Source organism: Pseudoalteromonas sp. SG45-5 (assembly GCF_014164085.1).
Classification (GTDB): Bacteria; Pseudomonadota; Gammaproteobacteria; order Enterobacterales; family Alteromonadaceae; genus Pseudoalteromonas; species Pseudoalteromonas aliena.
Genome location: NZ_JACJEM010000031.1, coordinates 1 through 18,262, shown reverse-complemented (window position 1 = coordinate 18,262; position 18,262 = coordinate 1). Strand labels below are relative to the sequence as shown.

Genomic DNA, 18,262 nt, shown 5'->3' with positions numbered 1-18,262 from the left:
GCCCCATTAAAATAATAAATCGATTTCAATTCGTCGGTTTAATGACCGAGAAGCTGAATCTGAATTGCTGGCTATTGGCTCTGCAGCACCTTTACCTTCTGGCCATAAACGTCCACTAAGGTTTGTACTTTTAGCCATTGAATTAGCGACTTGTGTTGCCCTGGCTAAAGAAAGATGCCAATTAGAGGGGTATCTATCGGTATTAATAGGCGTGTCATCAGTATGACCCGTAATTAATATACGCCCTTTTGTCCCTTCTAAACTAAGTGCGAGTTTCTCAAGAATAGGCTGAAAAGAAGGCAGCAATTTTGAATCTCCTTGATTAAAAAGACTTTCACTATTAATCGAGATTCGAATACGATCATTACTTTTTTTAATTTCGACAATGCCCATTGTTATTTCAGTTTGTAATAACTGTTCTAAAACGAGTAATTGTTGGTCTTTTTTATCAATAGATACGTCATTTGCCAGAGGATGAATGACGGCAAGCTTTTCATTAACGGAAAAAACGGCATCATTGAGCCTCATGTTAATAAATAAATAAACAGTGAGCAGCACTAAACCTAACACAGAGAAAACGACCCAAAGTGGGACTTGATTTCTTAGTTCAACACCTGCAGCGACTCTGCTTTTCCAATTGGGGGATAATTTATTACTAACTGGGCCATCTAATTGATTTAAAAGATGATAAAGTTGAGAGCGATACTCTTCGACTTTATTATCTCCGCCTGTATCTAGTCTATATTTCCCTTTAAAACCTAAATTTAGGCAGTGGTATTGTAGCTCTAAAAACTGTTTGTTTTTTTCGGGTTGACCCAATGCATCATCAAGAAGAGTGTAAAAATATTCGCCACCAAACGTTTCTTTATGGAATGTTGACAATAAGCTTTCATCGGCCCATTCCATTGAACTCCACTTTGAATTTAATACCGATTCATCTAAGATTGCACACAAGCAGTAGCGAGAATTATTAATCACATTTTTAGGTAGATTTTGGCTTCGAACTTCAACTTCAAAGCGCTTTAGTGCTTCAACACAGCGATGCTTAAGTGCTGCTAAATTAGTCATCTCCTTTGACTGACTAATTGAGATAACTAATGAAAAACAATCTGTGGCAGCTTCTAAAAGAGGGTTTTTAAATATAGATACTTTAATATTGCTTGCTTGTCTAGCTGATGGTGGCTCTACCGACATTACGGTCTTATCAGCGTCATTGCTATCAGTATTAATACTTGGTGCATTTCGCCCCAATCTACCAGGGCGAGGTTTTATAATGGTTTCGTCCATTGAAACTCTTCCTTTAAAAGTTAAGTTCTAATAGCCCAAAGGCTTAATTGAAGTTCTGGGTAATTCCCTGATAAATGAATAGCTATTCCACCACTTGAGCGAAGTTTTTCCCAGTGTTCGCCATGCTTATTTAGCTCAAAGTAATGAAAGCCTGCATGATACGGAATTTGCCTAGGTGCGGTAGGTAAACTACTAATTGTTATTCCTGGAATTTGATTATTTACAAGATCACGAATTGTTTCAACACTGCCAATTTTTATTTGTGACGGGAGTATTTTACGTAATTCTTCATGTGGCACACTTGCTTTGATAGCAAGAACAAATTGAGCTGAATTAAGCACCGATTTGTCTTTTAAAGCACCAAATGAAATACCAAACTTACTTTGCTCCAGCTTAATTTCAGTCGCTGTTTGCTCTATTACATGACTTAATGACTGATATAAGAAATTAACGACTTCGCTAAATACTTGTCCTAAATTCTTGTGGTCGTATTTGGGAAGCTTAGGCACTCTTTTGTTGACCGTACTGAACGTAGACAACTCTCCTGCGAGCTCAATAAGCCGCGTATAAAATACATTTGGGTGGAGGTTATTGACTGTTAATAGGTTTTCAAATACCGCATCATACTTATTCAGTGTTTGTAGCATAATAAAGTCAGCAACAGACGTACTTCCGGCATAACCTTGGCATAGCCTAACGGCAATACTTTCTGCGCGTTGCTTAATCATCGAACCTATTTCACGTACTAATCCAACAAGAGGTTTACATTGTCCAACCTGCAATGAGGCTGGAATATATTTAGTGTCTAACTTTATTCTACCTTCACTACTTACATCTAAAATTTTCGCTAAAGGAAGTAAAATATAACCAGAGTGATCATCTGAGGATAACACCAACTTACTGAATGTTTTCGCAACTTGGATTATTTCTTGAGATTGAGAGCCAATTAAGTCATCACTTACAGACAAATCATGCAATTTGTAACGAGTGACTATATTTTCTTCAGGCGCTGAGATATTAATCCCGCTATTTTTAAACGCAGGTATAGCAAGATACACTATCTCATCATAGACATCTTTGCCTACTACCAAAGGTTCTGGTAATGGGGTTGATTGAGGCATATCCAGCGGCAGTAGATCTGGAGTTATCGCAGATAATGCTTCAATAGCAAATTGACCTGAATTCAATAATTCAGTATCTATTGCTACTTCAAGTATTCCCCACGGATCGGCCAAATTCCCGCTACACACTTGCTTTATTACATTCGCAATATGTTTATCTGATTGCTGAAAGTGCTGTGGTCTTAAAAACATCCCTTCAGTCCACGCAACCCGAGTATTGTCACTCATTTACAAATCCTTTTTATTGCTCTCTCATGTATGTAGCAATTGCTTCCACATTAACATCTATGTCGTCATAACCAGTTGGATCTACCTCAATAACAGATCGCCATCTAGCTTGGTCTATATTTCTATACGCAACCACAACGCCTACATAACGAGTATTTTTGTTTAAACTCATTTTATATTTTTGCACTGAGTTTGGCTGTAATTCAAGTTCATCTTTTTTAATTAGGTCAGGTCCAAGTAATTTCTCAGGTGTATCATAAAGACTAAAGAAATCCTGCGTATCAAAGATAGTACGTGAACTAAGTTCAAAAATTTTCATAACTACCGGAGACGGTCTATCCGATGTATCCGGGTTTACGTTCTTGGATACATTAATAATTAAATCCGTTGAAGGCGGAACCAATTGATTAACAGTACTGCAACCGAGTACTAAAAATAGTAAACTAAAACTCATCAAATAGAGCTTAACTTTATACATTATTGCTTTCCTTTCTAGAGCGTTTCTTTAATTCTATCGTTATATGCTTTTAAGAAGTCATCTGACATCGCCATCGCACCTTTCGTATTCACTTCTTGCGATAAATCATCATGTAAACTTTCATATAGTTTCCAGCACTTGTAATCAATCTGCCCTGGTATAATCTTTAGTATATTGGCGTTATCATTTACTTGTTGACTTATATGCTGCGGAGAAACTTGCGCTAACATTCCTTTCAATACACCGTCAGCTCCTGCCAATAATGCATGTTCGTGTCTGCGCGTATCAACAAAGCTTTCTTTTATTGATTCTTTAGAGGAAAGGAAGCTTGCACTATTTCTGATGAATAAATTCTGAATAACATCATCAACATCCGCAGAAAATTTTAAAGGGTTGTTTTGCTTAGTCTGAAACATCGTGTGATTTAAGCGAAGTTGGTTTTTTACATGCGCTCTTTGGCGCAGAGATTCCATAAGCTCGTTTAGTAATAAATTTAAACCTTGCCCCATTTCGAACCAATGTTCTTGTGTATTTAAAGCATCCTGCAATTCGGCTTTAACGCCTAATCCCTTTAAAAAAGCATCTGATAGCACGGAGCCACTGCTCACAGTGGCCTTCGCTGATGATGGCTCTGGTGTGTGAACTTTAGCCGCTACATTTTGCTTTGGAGGTGTGGGTGCAATTTCAGGTTTTTGAGGTTCTTCAAAAACCGGCTTGTCTGCAACTAAAGATGCAGGAGCCATAAGACTCGATAACTCATCCCAATCTTCAGGTATTTGATTATTACCACCAGAGAAGCTTTCTTGTACCATATCAACAGCAGGCATAGATTCATCTAACAGAGATTCGTTTGTAAAGTGATGCGGTTGCGAAAATGACTCAGGCTTATTTCCCATAAAATCATCACGGTGTTGAGACAAACCAGCATTGCTCGTAGCAGCGCCCTGCGGCTCAACTAACTTTACATCAATTTGAAAATCGCCAATAGTAAGTACATCTTTATCTGAAAGGCGTTGTCGATTACCTTGACCAAGCGGCGTCACACCAAAATTGACAAAAACACCGTTAGTAGAGTCGTCATAAACGTAAAATGCATCGTCTTCTTTTTCTATTCTTCCGTGCTTACTCGATATAATCTTTTCAGGATCGGGAAAGTGCCAGTCACATGTTTCAGAACGGCCAAAGGTGAGTACATTTTCTGTTGTCTTAGATGCTTCAATTTCAGGTGAGAGTCTATGATAACTAGTTATGTTTAGTATCAGTTCCATTTGATAAGTTAGTCCCATAAATCTTCAATTGCACTAGGATAAAGTACAAGAGAAACTATTGTCAACATTGAAATTAATATATGGACACTGTCTTGATCTTACTAATCTAAAAAATACGGGAAATATATAATTTATTAATGAAATAGTATTATAAAAATATGTTGTTAAAAAAACGCTGTGTATCGCCATTTTAAATTCTATTTATTAAAAACATCTTAATAAAAAAACACATTATGTAACGCTTTAGAAAATTATCACCCATAGCAACCAAAGTACTGCTCTGCTCTTTAAAATTCAAAGTACCCGCCAAGGTAGATCGTTAGATTTTTATAAAATATTACAAACATTAAATTAGTTACAAATTGAAAACAACATCGAAGCCACAAAGACGTGATTTAGATCTAAATATTAGGCAATTGAATCATTGCTATAGTGGGAGAATTTTGTAAAAATGGTGGACTGTATCAGAGGGAAAGTTGGTAAGAATAAAAAACTTACCTATGCGATTATTTACATTAACACAACAAAAGGACTTACGATGAGCAGTATCAATAGCTCAAGTGATAAAACTCGAATTGCTTCACTTGACTCTAATCTTAAAAGAACACCGCCAAAAAATAAAATTAATCTAATAGGTAAAAAAATATCAGGTCGTTATTTGATCGAAGAACTTATTGGTCAAGGCGGAATGTGTTATATCTATAGAGCTAGAGATACATTTTTAGAAAATGCGACTCGCTCAGAAGCATTTGTAGCAATCAAAATTTTACAAGAAGAGTTCTCTCACTCTGAAGAAGCAATTTCTCTTTTAAAAGACGAGACAGCAAAAACACAGCAACTCTCTCACCCTAGTATTGTTAAAGTTTTTTCTGCTGATTCAGACGGTGACTTATATTACGTTACAATGGAGCTGATCGAAGGGGAGACCTTAGAGCAAATCATTAAACGAAATAAGCCTTCGGGTTTGGTGTTTAAAAAAGCCAAAATTATTTTAGAACAACTAGCCGATGCTTTAAATTATGCCCATTCAAGAGGCGTAATACATAACGATCTTAAACCTTCTAATATTATTTTTGACAGTAATGGTAATTTAAAAGTACTCGATTTTGGTATTGCTAAACATAAAAGTATTGAAGATGCCTACGCAGTAAACAGTAATACTGAGCTAGGTGTAGTTGGTGGGTACACACCAACTTACGCAAGTCCTGAGCAGTTAAAAGGCGCTGATGCAACGCTCAGAGACGACGTGTTTTCATACGCATGTATTGCCTTTGAATTACTTAGTAGTAAGCATCCATTTAATCGTGTTGCCGCTGACAAACTCCCCAAAGACACGACGGCTAAACGCCCTAAAAATTGCCCACTATGGTTATGGGGAAGTTTAAATAAAGCACTTTCATTAGAAACGTCGAAACGGCACGACTCTTTAGTGCCCATATCAAATAAACTTAAGTCTAATCTAAAGCCAACTATGGTATTCGTCGCAGTATCAGCTGCTTTGATCCTCATCGCTGGTCAATTGAATTTATCCAATGGCAATAATATAAAACAGCTAGAAGCAAAGCTTGATAATGCTAATGCTATTAATCAACAAATAGAAACTTGGATGGCGTGGAATGGCCCAGCTATTTTGCAAAGATTAGGTGAAATACCTCCACAATATAATGTGTTAAAACAGGGTCTGTTGAGAGTTAACCAAGACACTATATTGAAAAGCTTTGCTGACCAAGCAAACGACAGTAGCAACAACACAAGTAAATTTAAAAACTTTGATGAAATAATTGCTATATATTCTAATGCGCTTGAATATTATCCTGACTCAGAAACACTTTCGGTTCAACTTGAAAGTGTTCTTAGGGAGCGCCAATCTATAATTTTTGATATTACATCAAGGATTAACTTATTATTAGAACAATCACGTTACAACGAAATTGATAACAACAGTATTCCTCAGCTAATTAGCGATCTCAACGAAGTCGACAACACTTACGTGTATCGCCCTTCACCTACACATTTTGAGAATTTTGAAGTTGCTTTAAACCAAGCCATTGAAGTAGATGACGTCGTATCTCAAAAAGCGTTATTAAATGTTGGTAAGGCTATATTTACTGATAAACAAAAAGCTGAAAGTCTATTCACCAATTTACTAAAAAGAGAGTCGGCAATTGATGCGTTAAGTTCGTATCAGACAAAATTAGATGCGGGAGAACAAGCCACTTACCCAACATCAGACGCTGTTGTGTTCTATCTGCCAAGATTTCAACGTTATGATGAAATGCTAGAAAATATAACCGATCATAAAGCACTATTAGCTTTTGAAGAGCAAGTAAATTTGGAATCAACTGGACTTCCAAGCGACTTTTCTCTTTTAGTTTCATTTCGAAAAGAGTTATCAAGACGTTATATTACAATGGCCAATGCATTGATGAAAAAAAGAATGTATAAAACGGCCGAGCAGTTAGTGGAAAGAAGTGAAGCTATCACTAAATCTTTGGATAATTTACTTTAAAATAAGCATATCAACTCGTAGAGTTATTACTCTGCGAGTTACATAACGAAAGTGACAATAATTGAATAAGCAGTAGATACATATTAAACTGTTGCTATTTTTTAAAACGAGAGTTAGGGACGACAAGTTGAATACTTCATTTACTCTTCCAAAATTTTCGAAACACTCAATACTTTTAAATGGACTATTTATGAAAAAACTAAGCGCATTTGCAGCCATCCTTTTATTAAGCGGTTGTTCAACAACTTCATCTGTTGATGAAACTGAGCAAGTAGTTAATGAAGTCGTTATGGATGTTGAAGAAGTTGTAGCGCCAATTTCATTAACAGTTATCGCTAACCCAGCCGATGCCCGTGTTCGCATTATGAATATTTCTCCTATCTACCAAGATGCAATTGAACTTGAAGAAGGAAAATACGATATTGAAGTAAGTAAAAAAGGATTTATTACTTACAGAGAATGGGTTGTTGTTGATAAAAAAACAGTAGTCACTGTTCAATTGCAAAAAGCGACGGCAGGCCAATAATCGCTGTAAACAATATAAATCTTTTTAGCTAATGTACTTTTCTATAAAAGTATATTAGCTTCTCTACTACCTAACCAAATATTCAACTCACAACCCTTTTATGTGTGGTGACTCCGAGTACTTATAACGCCAATATGCACTCAATTAATGCATTAGTATTACAAGAGTGTTTTAAAATAATGGTTAGCATACCCCAAGATGCATATATTAATTAAAATACATAACCACAGCACAATAACAAAACGTTTTTTTTGCGACTTATGACGCAATAACTGTTGAGCTATTAATGCACCAGGCCATCCCCCGAAAAGCGCTATTAACTGCAATGTTCGCTCCGGTGTACGATTTACTTTTTTATATACCGATTGCTTAGCTTTGCGTTTATCCCACGCGTATACTAAAAAGCTTAATGCGCTCAAAACGCTGATATAGATTGGTACATAAATTAGCGTGTAATTAAGCGTATAAGCTAGCCAAGTAAAAATAATAAAAAGGCTCGCTATCGTTATTAAAGTTTTCTTTATCAATTAATTATCACCTATACTAACTTTATAAAACTAAAAAAAGAGAGTGAAAGTATGACATATTTTAAAACGCTATTCTTAGCCTTATGCCTGTGTGTATTTACGTTTAGTTACGCAGATGAAAATAACCTAACTTTAGATAAACAACTAGCTGTATTTCAACCTTTTTTGGGTACTTGGCAAGCTAACTTTGAAGTAGCCCAAGGCGAAAAGCCAATTCAAGATGTAGGTAAGTGGGAACGAGCACTCAATGGCAAGGCTATTCGCACTACACACTCTATTAATGAAGGTGAGTATGGCGGCGAATCTATGATTTTTTACGATAGCAAAAAAGAGTTACTCGTTTTTTATTACTTCACAACGGCTGGTTTTTACACTAAAGGCACATTAAAGGTGCTAAGCCCCACTCAATTTGTAGCCTATGAGGATGTAACGGGTAGTAAAGAAGGAATTACTAAAGTTAAATCTATGAGTGAACTAAAAGACGAAAAATTTATTGTATCGACCTCTTACTTAAGAAAAGGTGAGTGGACAAAGCCCGAACAACGTATTTATACACGTAGTACAAAAACGGTTAAATTTAAATAGCCGCAATTTATAAATGACAAAAGGCAGCCTAGGCTGCCTTTTGTCATTTATAAAATCGTATTTATTTTACGTATTTTTTAAATGGTTCATCAACAGGCGTATCTGCAAGGTGGTTAGTGTAATTACTCATAACTTTTTGAGATAAGCCTACAATGATTTCAAGTAGTTGTTGCTTGCCATAACCTGCTGCAAAAAACTTTTCAATTTGCTCATCGCTGATCACACCGCGCTCACGTGTCATTGCTAATGTTGTTTCACGAAGTGTTTCAAGCTTAGAGTCCGCAAGTGGTGTTTGATTTACCAATGCATCAACAATATCTTGATCAACTTTCATTGAAGCTGCTATAGCGCTGTGTGCAGGCACGCAGTAATGGCAGTTATGTTCAACATTAATTGATTGCCATACTACAGTAAGCTCTTGTGCATTAAACGATGTTTTTTGAAACAAGTCATGCAGCACTTGATACCCTTTAAGTAATGTTGGCGCTTCAGCCATTACTGCATGTAAGTTAGGGACCATACCAAATGCAGCTACTGAATCAGCCATTAGAGACTTTGACTCTTCAGGTGCATTTTCTGCTGTGTATAAAGTAAATTCTGCCATGTTTAGCTCCAATAAATAATTAGGTTTAAGTAACTTCGAAACACATACTATTTGATTTTGAGCGACTGTTCAAGTTAAAATTGAGCAAGTGTTCAAATTAATTGAGAAATGACATGGCGAACAAAATAAAGTTTGAGCGTGAAACCGTTGTCCGACTTGCAAGTCAGCTATTTTGGGAAAAAGGTTTTCATGCAACCTCAACGCGCGATTTGCAAGAAGCAGTTAACATGCGCCCTGGCAGTATTTACTCTGCTTTTGGTTCAAAGGAAGGACTTTATATTGAATCTTTAAAAGACTACACAGTACAAATGCAAACCCAAATTAACGAGTGTTTATCTACTTCAGATAATATTCTTGATGGTTTACGCATTTTTGTTGAGGATGTAGTCACAAAAAAAGAAAATATACCGAGTGCAATCTGCATGTTGGTAAAGGCCAATTGCGAATTTGCCGAGAAAGACAGTCGCCTATATCAACTTAGTTTAGATTTAGCAGATAAATTTGAAAGCTATCTTTCAATTCTCTTTGAGCAAGCAATAGCAAATAATGAGCTGAGTAATAATATACCTGCACAAGATTATGCACGATTTTTTGAGGTTCAGTTTACTGGGCTACGCGGTTACTTTAATCGTCCCGGTGTTGAATCGCTAGCTCAACCTATGATTAATCAAATGTTCAAAATTATGAAGAGTTTGTAAACTCACACCTCAATCATTTGCATAAATGTAAATGGCAGTGATTTAATCACTGCCATTTACATTTATGCTAACACGAGTCAAACGTTACGTTTTTAACTTATTAAGTTCTGAATCTTGCTGCGTGACCAACTTGTTGAGCACCTCGCTGCTGTCTCCAGCTTGCGCCGATAAGTCAGATAACTGCGAGGCGGCGTCAGATATAAGCGTTAAATTACGGTTGATCTCTTCTGTCACTAAGCTTTGCTCTTCCGCTGCGGTAGCAATGTGCGTGATTTGATTTGTTATCTCATCAACTTTAACCACAACACTGTGCAATGCATCAAATGCAACAGATGTTTCCTCTACTGCACTTTGTGCACGCACCACACCCTTTTCGATAACCGTTGAAGCATTCCCAACTTCATGAAGTAAACTATCAATTAATTTACTTATGTCATCAGTGGATGAACGTGTTTTAGAAGCAAGCGCTCTTACTTCATCAGCTACAACAGCAAAACCACGACCGTGCTCACCTGCGCGTGCAGCTTCAATAGCAGCATTTAGCGCTAGCAAATTAGTTTGCTCTGAAATAGTACGAATCACATCCAAAATTTGTGTAATATCTTTACTACGCGATGCCACTTTTTCAACGGCTTGGTTAGCTTCTTTAATTTCTTCTGACATCGTTTTAACTTGCGTCATCGCAGAAGACAAACTCGATTCACTACTGACTACTAAGCCATTGATTTCGTCAGCTTGTTGCGCCGATTGCTCAGATGCTCTAGCCACTTCGAGTGCCGTAGCGCTCATTTCATTCATAGCCGTTACTACGCTTTCAATCTCTTTAAATTGTGCTTGAACATTTTGCTTAGTATCTATGGCGATATGCGATGCAATTTCGCCTTGATGTTTTGTTTGTTCAGAAACAGCTTTTAACTGAATTATTAATTCTCTTAATTTAGATAAAAAACGATTAAAACCAGCAGCTAGGGCAATTAGCTCAGCATGCGTATCAACTTCTAAAGTATGAGTAAGATCCCCTTCTGAGCTTGCTAAATTATCAACTCGTTGTTGGATCTGCTCTAAAGGGGCAACCACACTACTAACAACCAATTTCATGACAATAAAAGCAATAACAGCAATTACTGAGCCTGATACTAAGATTAATAAACCAAGATACTTGGCCATTTCTGACATGTTATTAGTTAAAGTAACCGGTCCAGCTAATGCTAAATCTGCAGGCACCTCAATTAGTAACGTCCAGCTTGCATCGGCTAATTTAATTTTAATAGGATATGAAACTAAAATGTCATTTCCAGATTTATAGACTCCTCCTTCGCCATCTAAGCTCTCAAAATTTTTGTTTACAGAGTCATTAATTGCTTCTTTAAAAGGACGCCCGAGCTTATCTTTATAATGACTACTACCAACGATTAAATTTAAGCTACTTAACAAAGTTACTTTTGCTTTACCGTTGTATAATTCTTCTGATAACTTTTCGGTTAAAGATTGAAAAACAGGTAAGGTAATGTCTGCACCAGCTAATCCTATAAATTGGCCCGACCTCATTATTGGCACTGTAAGAGAGGTCATCATTTCAGAATAACCGGGGGATATCTCGTATAAATAAGGCTCCATGATGCATGGCTTTTCACTATCCTTAGCACATAAATACCACTCTGCTTCGCGCAAACCAAACTCATTAAGTTTAGTTATATATTTTTCACTCGCATCATCTACAACTTGTTGCTTAACAACACCTTGTTTACTACGCGTAAAATAAATTTCTAGCGTCCCTACGCCTTTTACTGAATGAGGAAAGCCGCTAGTGAAGTTAGCGTCACTGTTGTCAAAGCCATTTTTTTCAAATTGAGAATAGATAGAAGATAGCAAATCATTGTCGGTGATAAGCGATCTATTTAATAGCACGGCAGAGTCACGGCTCAACGCGTTTTTTTCTGCTGATTCACCTAAAATAGAGGCTAAAGAAAAAGGAACTCGGTATACCTCATTTATAAAAGCGGCAATTTGCTCACCGTATGAAGCGGCTTTTGCTGTTAGCTTTTCATCGACTTCTGTGACAATTAATTGTTCTGCTTCAATTGACAACTTAGCATTGCTTGATGAAAGCTCAGACCACAAAATAGTCGATAAAACGATAACAGTAAGTAGTATTCCACCCACACTGATCCACAATAACTTTTTTGCTAGCGCTATTTCCCGCATTAAATTTACCTTCCTTTTACGTAGTTACTTTCAGTCTAGACTAATTGCCAAATCATACTAGCTAAATTAGCTAAACTATTAAACTAAAACTACATTTAAGATAATTGCGCTAATTTAACCTAATTTTATTAAGAAAAAAGGTGATTAAGGTTGCAGTTGTGAGTAAACACACACTTACCCATAAACATGCCACCAGCCCATAAATTTGGAATACCCAACCAGAAAGCACCGTACCAAGCAAACGCCCCATTGCATTGGCCATATAATAAAAGCCAACGTCGAGTGACACCCCATCGTTTTTAGCAAAACTTACTATTAAGTAACTATGCAGCGATGAATTTACAGCAAATACACCACCAAAAATAAGTAAGCCGATTACAAGCGTAAAATGTACCGCTACATCAAATTGCATCAACAACGCTAAAATGCCAGTTACGCCACTTAATAAAGCAACCCACCAATACGCTTTTTTGACTGAATGTGAATTTGAATCACTTTGCCCCGTTATTCGCGGTGCTTGCGATTGCACCAGCCCATAAGCAATAACCCACAAAGCCATAAAGCCGCTTACCCACCAGTGATCCCAGTTAAACTGAGCGGCTAAGTAAACCGGTAATGCAACGACAAACCACACATCGCGCGCCGCAAACAAGCATAAGCGCGCTGCACTAAGTAAGTTTATTGCCCGGGATTTAGAAAATAACTCTTTAAACTTAGGTTTGTTTTTAGCTTTACCAATATCGCCTTTTAAAAAAATTAAACTAATAACCCACGCAACACTGAGTAAAGCTATTAAGCTTACTAGCGCACCTACAAAGCCAAATACAGTAAGCAGTAATCCGCCTAAAAAAAAGCCCACCCCTTTTAAGGCATTTTTAGAGCCGGTAAGTATGGCAATCCATTTATATAATTGGCTTTGCCCTGCATCGTCTTGTGGTACTAAATACTTAATGGCGCTCTTTGCGCTCATTTTATTTAAGTCTTTAGCTATGCCACTCAGTGCTTGTGCTGCCATAACATAGGCAACAGTTAGCCAATCCCCTGGCACGCAAAGCATGGCTAAAGCTACAAGTTGTAGCCCAAGCCCTACATTCATGGTTTTGTTCAACCCTAAATACGCGCCAAGCCAACCACCTACTAAATTAGTGATCACACCAAAAATTTCATAAAACAAAAACAACATGGCTATTGCAAATGCACCATAACCTAACTGATGAAAATACAGCACCACCAGCATGCGCAGTGCACCATCGGTTAAAGTAAATGCCCAATAGTTACCAGTAATTATTAAATATTGTTTTATAGAACTTGGTAAGTTAGCCAACTGCGCAAACATAACGTTAAACCTTTTTAAATGAGATTAAACTAAATCACTTTTTGCAACTTTAAGCATTAGCTCAGCAGTACGGTTTGCATAACCCCACTCGTTATCATACCAAGCATATAATTTAAGCTGAGTGTTGTTAATTACCATAGTTGAAAGGGCATCTATGGTGCAGCTACGTGGATCTGTTTTGTAATCTATAGATACAAGCGGTCTTTCTTCGTAGCCTAAAATGTCTTTTAGCTCATTATTTGCAGCGTTTTTAAACCAGGTGTTTACTTCATCTTGTGTAACACCCCGTTCAAGCTCAAAAACACAATCGGTAATTGACGCGTTAGTAAGAGGTACACGCACAGCATGGCCGTTTAATTTACCTTTAAGCTCGGGGAAAATATGTGTAATAGCCGTTGCACTACCGGTTGTAGTAGGTATTAAACTTGTACCGCACGAACGCGCACGGCGTAAATCTTTATGAGGGGCATCAATAATCGTTTGAGTATTAGTAATATCGTGAATCGTGGTCATTGAGCCGTGTTTAATACCCACTTTTTCTTGCAGTACTTTTACTATTGGTGCTAAACAATTAGTTGTGCAAGAAGCAGCCGTAACAATTTTATGCTCCTTTGCGTTAAAAAGGTCATCGTTTACACCCATTACTACATTTAATATACCGTTTTCTTTTACAGGCGCCGTTACTACAACGCGCTTAACACCTTGTTCTAAATATTGATTTAACAGCTCAGTGGTTTTCATTTTACCGCTGGCTTCTATTACTACATCGCAATCTGACCAATCAGTTTCACTTATGCCTTTGTTATTGGTTACCGCAATCGTGTGTTTACCCACGCTAAAGCTATTATCATCACTAGAAACCTGTTGTGCTAAGCGCCCGTGTACTGAGTCAAACTCAATTAAATGTGCGTGTGTTTTAGCATCGCCCGCTACATCATTTACTTTAATAAACTCTATTTCAGGCCAACCAACTGCTGCACGCAGTGTTAAACGCCCCATACGGCCAAAACCGTTGATACCTACTTTAATAGTCATAATTAAATACCTTTAATAAGTTAATTTATTAGTTAGTTACAGCAGCTAGTAATACGTTCAGGGCGATTACCCATAGCGTTTAAGCGCGTTAAATCATTTTCATAAAATGAAGGGTTAGCAGTAAGCGTTTGCGTTAATACATTTTTAGCCCATTCTGGCAGGGCTTTATTAATGCTGTAATACACCCATTGATTTTGTTTGCGGTCACTCAATAATCCGCATTGTCTTAACTGTGCTAAATGGCGAGACACTTTAGGCTGACTTAGCTCAAGTGCAGCAACCAGTTCGCATACACACAGTTCTTTTTCGTGGCTAATTAGGAGCATTGCTTTTAAACGCGTATCGTCCGCTAGACATTTATAAAATTGAAGTGGATTGAATTGTTCCATAGTGTCCTCGCAGTGTTAGTGCACATACAATAAAACAAAAACAGAATATATGGAATATTGAATATACGATTATTTGTATATTTAAATTATTTTGCTTTAAAACGCAAAAAAGCACACAACGACTACTTATCGTTGTGTGCTTTTTAAATATTATATCAGTTAGCTATTAAATAACTGAAAGCTCTACTTCAATATTGCCACGTGTTGCGTTTGAATATGGGCATACTTGATGCGCTTTATCTACAAGCTCTTGCGCTGCTGCTTTATCCATATCACCTAGTGATACAGCCAGTTTTACGGCAATACCAAAACCGCCTTCAATCGCGCCAATAGACACTTCTGAATTAATATGTGTATCGCTTGGTAAATCTATTTTTTCGCTACCCGCTACAAATTTAAGTGCGCCAATAAAACATGCTGCATAACCTGCGGCAAATAATTGCTCTGGGTTAGTGCCTTGTCCGTCATCACCGCCTAAACCTTTAGGTGTTGATAGTTTTACATCTAAACGGCCATCATCAGATTTAGCTGCGCCTTCGCGTCCGCCAGTTGCAGTTGCTTTTGCTGTGTAAGCTACGTTTTGTAATACATTCATAATGAACTCCAAAGTTTAGTAATCAATTTAGTTTGTGTGCAAAATAATAGATTAAGTAATTAGAGATTGCAAATACTTTGCGTGCAAATTAAAATAACATGTATCGAAATAAAGGATAAAGTTATGTCGTTTGAGCAATTAAAGTTAAAAAATCAGTTATGCCATCGGTTATACATGGCATCTAACAGCATTGCGCGTGCGTATCGCGAGCCTTTAAACGAGCTAAATTTAACTTACCCGCAATACGTAGTAATGATGGCGCTGTGGGAGCAAGACGAAATAACAATTGCAGAGCTGATAGATAAAACCGCGATCGACGGCGGAGCTATGACCCAAATACTCAAAAAAATGACAGACAAATCACTACTTGCTGTTATTAAAGATGAGCACGACAAACGCAAACGCCTAGTGCAGCTAACCCAGCATGGCCAATCGCTTAAATTAAAAGCAGCCGATATTCCTAAAAACATTTTATGTAAATTTGATAGTGTAGATGCAACACAAGCGAAGCGGTTAATGCAGCTGCTCGATTTAGTAGTAAACGACTTAGCCGATTAAGCTTTAATTAAAATGACTCATATGAAAAAATTACTTTTGTTGGTGCATATAAAAAATAGGCCGCTAATCTACTTTTTAAGTGACTACATTTTTTAAAAAGACTTGCACATTTAAGTAACCCAATAGTTGCAGAGCTTTTTGCTAAAGAAACACCACACTGGTGCATATTTTAAAAATACTTCACCGCTTTGGTGCTAACCCTTAAGTATATTTTTGCACTTAAATACTAAACACTTGATTTTTATTCATAAAATATTCAAGTTAATGTTGGCATACTTCTTCCTATAAACTGATGTGTTCAGTGAAAATACCAAGGAAAAATCATGTTCAACTTATACCATACCCTTTACCTCTTATGGCGTTTAGACATTAGCGTTTGGCAAGTTAACGACCCTACAAATACCCATACCACGGCTGAAAAAGAGCGCGCCTATGTTAAGTAACATCGCATTGTGTAAAGGCTTGGCTTAAAGCTTAGTTGTATAAACTTACTTTAGGCTGAGCTTTTGCGCACTATGAAATTTATGCGTACATTTTTTATTAAACTCAAATTAACCGCTCAATATAAAAACAACCCCCTTGCAATAAACCCCACATTTAAAAACATCAAAAATCAATAAAAACACTGTACTTATAACTTTGCAAGCAGCCCGATTGCGTTGTATTGTGGCATCCTATTGAAAATTTTTAGTTGGAACGTGTATGCACGCTTTGGAAGTTAATTTTGATGGTTTAGTTGGTCCTACCCACAACTACGCTGGTTTATCGTATGGTAATGTTGCCTCGTTAAATAACGCAGCAAGCTTTTCAAATCCTCAAGAGGCAGTACTGCAAGGCCTTGAAAAAATGAAAGCCATGCACGACAAAGGCCTAACTCAAGGTGTATTTGCACCCCATGCGCGCCCCGACTTAAACGTACTGCGCCGCTTAGGCTTTACAGGCAACGATGCTCAAGTAATCCACAAAGCATTTAAAGCAGATCCTATTTTATTACGCGCGTGTTATTCAGCGTCTGCAATGTGGACAGCTAATGCCGCGACGGTATCACCATCTCCCGATACAACCGACGGCAAAGTACATTTTACTTCAGCTAATTTAAATAATAAGTTTCATCGTTCATTAGAGCCTGCAACCACTACACGCTTATTAAAAGCGATGTTTAATAACGACAAATACTTTGCGCACCATACCCATTTGCCAGACCAAGGCTTTTTTGGCGACGAAGGTGCGGCAAACCATACTCGTTTTTGTGACAGCCACGGCGAGCAAGGTCTTGAAATGTTCGTATTTGGTGCCAGCGCGTTTAACAGCCAATTACCAAAACCAGCTAAATTTCCTGCAAGGCAAACGCTTGAAGCCTCAGAAGCAATTTGTCGCTTACATAACTTAAAAGATTCAAGCCAAATTTTACTACAGCAAAATCCAGACGTAATAGACCAAGGTGTGTTTCATAACGATGTAATTGCAGTCGGTAACGCCAATGTATTACTGTGCCACCAGCAAGCATTTTTAAACCAAGCTTTGGCACTGCAAGATATTCGCGACGCGTATGTGGGCAGTAAAGAGTTTTACATTATTGAAGTACCAAGCGATAAAGTGAGTATTAACGATGCAGTAAGTAGTTACTTATTTAATAGCCAACTAGTGAGCCTTGATGATGGTTCAATGTTATTAGTTGCACCACAAGAGTGTAAGCGCAACAGTGCAGTCAATGCCTACATTGAAGAAATGATTATGGCTGATAACCCAGTCAACCAAGTACAGTTTTTTGATTTACGCCAAAGTATGCAAAATGGCGGCGGCCCTGCATGCTTGCGTTTACGCGTAGCCCTTAACGAGCAAGAACTCGCTGCAGTAAACCCAGACGTTATTTTAACGGATACTAAATACACACAGCTGTGTGACTGGGCAAAACGTAACTACCGCGACAAACTAGGCGCGAGTGACTTTGCAGACTCAGCCCTATTAACCGAAAGTTACCAAGCACTTGATGAACTTACACAGCTGCTTAATTTAGGTTCAGTGTACGACTTTCAACTAGAAGGCTAATACTAAAGCGAACAAAAACATAGCGAGCCAAACCTCGCTATGTTTATTTATACGCAGCTGCGTTGAGCTTTGTGGATTTAAATTGGTTTAATTCAGGAAGGTTTATTCACAGCCGAGGTTTATAAGCCCAGTAGACTTGGTTATACCAATCTGCTTATATATGGGGTCTATTTAACGTTAAGAAAATTACGCTAGAACTAGGCAAAAATTTTTGTATCTAGTTGTTCTAAATAAAAAATTTTTAACGACGTTATAGTGCAATTT

17 protein-coding genes are annotated in these 18,262 nt (G+C 37.5%); 6 read left to right on the top strand and 11 right to left on the bottom strand.

What is annotated here, in order from left to right:
* Nucleotides 1–6: 6 nt before the first annotated feature.
* From tssL to tagH, 4 genes are read right to left on the bottom strand one after another with little or no spacing between them, the layout of a single operon-like run.
* The gene (tssL, locus tag H5119_RS11450; protein WP_182702322.1) at nt 7–1,287 is read right to left on the bottom strand and encodes a type VI secretion system protein TssL, long form; all 1,281 of its coding nucleotides are present in this window, start codon (nt 1,285–1,287) and stop codon (nt 7–9) included.
* A gap of 20 nt (nt 1,288–1,307) precedes the next feature.
* Entirely contained in the window at nt 1,308–2,636 is a 1,329-nt protein-coding gene (gene tssK, locus H5119_RS11445) for a type VI secretion system baseplate subunit TssK (protein WP_138584786.1), read from the bottom strand.
* Nucleotides 2,637–2,649: 13 nt separating this feature from the next.
* Entirely contained in the window at nt 2,650–3,114 is a 465-nt protein-coding gene (gene tssJ / locus H5119_RS11440; protein WP_077535543.1) for a type VI secretion system lipoprotein TssJ, read from the bottom strand.
* Between the two features lie 14 nt (nt 3,115–3,128).
* Entirely contained in the window at nt 3,129–4,382 is a 1,254-nt protein-coding gene (gene tagH / locus H5119_RS11435; RefSeq protein WP_182702335.1) for a type VI secretion system-associated FHA domain protein TagH, read from the bottom strand.
* Nucleotides 4,383–4,920: 538 nt separating this feature from the next.
* Between tagH and H5119_RS11430 the strand changes: the two genes are divergently transcribed.
* Nucleotides 4,921–6,891, top strand: a complete 1,971-nt coding sequence (locus H5119_RS11430) for a serine/threonine-protein kinase (protein WP_182702321.1) — start codon at nt 4,921–4,923, stop codon at nt 6,889–6,891.
* 190 nt (nt 6,892–7,081) lie between these two features.
* A complete protein-coding gene (locus H5119_RS11425) occupies nt 7,082–7,417 on the top strand; it encodes a PEGA domain-containing protein (RefSeq protein WP_138584784.1) in 336 nt (111 codons plus the stop codon).
* Between the two features lie 158 nt (nt 7,418–7,575).
* Here H5119_RS11425 and H5119_RS11420 read toward each other — a convergent pair whose 3' ends face one another.
* Nucleotides 7,576–7,944 (bottom strand): DUF1294 domain-containing protein, encoded by a 369-nt coding sequence (locus H5119_RS11420; RefSeq protein WP_182702320.1) that lies wholly within the window; start codon nt 7,942–7,944, stop codon nt 7,576–7,578.
* Nucleotides 7,945–7,995: 51 nt separating this feature from the next.
* On the opposite strand from H5119_RS11420, the gene H5119_RS11415 reads away from it, so the two are divergent.
* Nucleotides 7,996–8,529 carry a hypothetical protein gene (locus tag H5119_RS11415; RefSeq protein WP_182702319.1) on the top strand — a complete coding sequence of 178 codons (534 nt, stop codon included), beginning with the start codon at nt 7,996–7,998 and terminating at the stop codon, nt 8,527–8,529.
* 61 nt (nt 8,530–8,590) lie between these two features.
* Here H5119_RS11415 and H5119_RS11410 read toward each other — a convergent pair whose 3' ends face one another.
* Nucleotides 8,591–9,133 (bottom strand): carboxymuconolactone decarboxylase family protein, encoded by a 543-nt coding sequence (locus H5119_RS11410; protein ID WP_182702318.1) that lies wholly within the window; start codon nt 9,131–9,133, stop codon nt 8,591–8,593.
* 113 nt (nt 9,134–9,246) lie between these two features.
* On the opposite strand from H5119_RS11410, the gene H5119_RS11405 reads away from it, so the two are divergent.
* Nucleotides 9,247–9,831: a TetR/AcrR family transcriptional regulator gene (locus H5119_RS11405; RefSeq protein ID WP_077535536.1), complete on the top strand. Its 585-nt coding sequence runs from the start codon at nt 9,247–9,249 to the stop codon at nt 9,829–9,831.
* Between the two features lie 84 nt (nt 9,832–9,915).
* Here the strand turns inward: H5119_RS11405 and H5119_RS11400 are convergent, their stop codons facing one another.
* From H5119_RS11400 to H5119_RS11380, 5 genes are all read right to left on the bottom strand, one after another.
* Nucleotides 9,916–12,036 (bottom strand): methyl-accepting chemotaxis protein, encoded by a 2,121-nt coding sequence (locus H5119_RS11400; protein ID WP_182702317.1) that lies wholly within the window; start codon nt 12,034–12,036, stop codon nt 9,916–9,918.
* 109 nt (nt 12,037–12,145) lie between these two features.
* Complete coding sequence (arsJ, locus tag H5119_RS11395) at nt 12,146–13,372, bottom strand: organoarsenical effux MFS transporter ArsJ (RefSeq protein WP_182702316.1); 1,227 nt, start codon at nt 13,370–13,372, stop codon at nt 12,146–12,148.
* Nucleotides 13,373–13,396: 24 nt separating this feature from the next.
* On the bottom strand, nt 13,397–14,407 hold the full coding sequence (locus H5119_RS11390) for an ArsJ-associated glyceraldehyde-3-phosphate dehydrogenase (protein WP_182702315.1): 1,011 nt from the start codon (nt 14,405–14,407) through the stop codon (nt 13,397–13,399).
* A 32-nt stretch (nt 14,408–14,439) separates the two neighbouring features.
* Nucleotides 14,440–14,796, bottom strand: a complete 357-nt coding sequence (locus H5119_RS11385) for a metalloregulator ArsR/SmtB family transcription factor (RefSeq protein WP_182702314.1) — start codon at nt 14,794–14,796, stop codon at nt 14,440–14,442.
* A gap of 166 nt (nt 14,797–14,962) precedes the next feature.
* Nucleotides 14,963–15,391 carry an organic hydroperoxide resistance protein gene (locus tag H5119_RS11380; protein ID WP_182702313.1) on the bottom strand — a complete coding sequence of 143 codons (429 nt, stop codon included), beginning with the start codon at nt 15,389–15,391 and terminating at the stop codon, nt 14,963–14,965.
* A gap of 123 nt (nt 15,392–15,514) precedes the next feature.
* On the opposite strand from H5119_RS11380, the gene H5119_RS11375 reads away from it, so the two are divergent.
* The gene (locus H5119_RS11375) at nt 15,515–15,949 is read left to right on the top strand and encodes a MarR family winged helix-turn-helix transcriptional regulator (protein WP_182702312.1); all 435 of its coding nucleotides are present in this window, start codon (nt 15,515–15,517) and stop codon (nt 15,947–15,949) included.
* 702 nt (nt 15,950–16,651) lie between these two features.
* Nucleotides 16,652–17,998: an N-succinylarginine dihydrolase gene (astB, locus tag H5119_RS11370; protein WP_182702311.1), complete on the top strand. Its 1,347-nt coding sequence runs from the start codon at nt 16,652–16,654 to the stop codon at nt 17,996–17,998.
* The last annotated feature ends 264 nt before the right edge of the window (nt 17,999–18,262 follow it).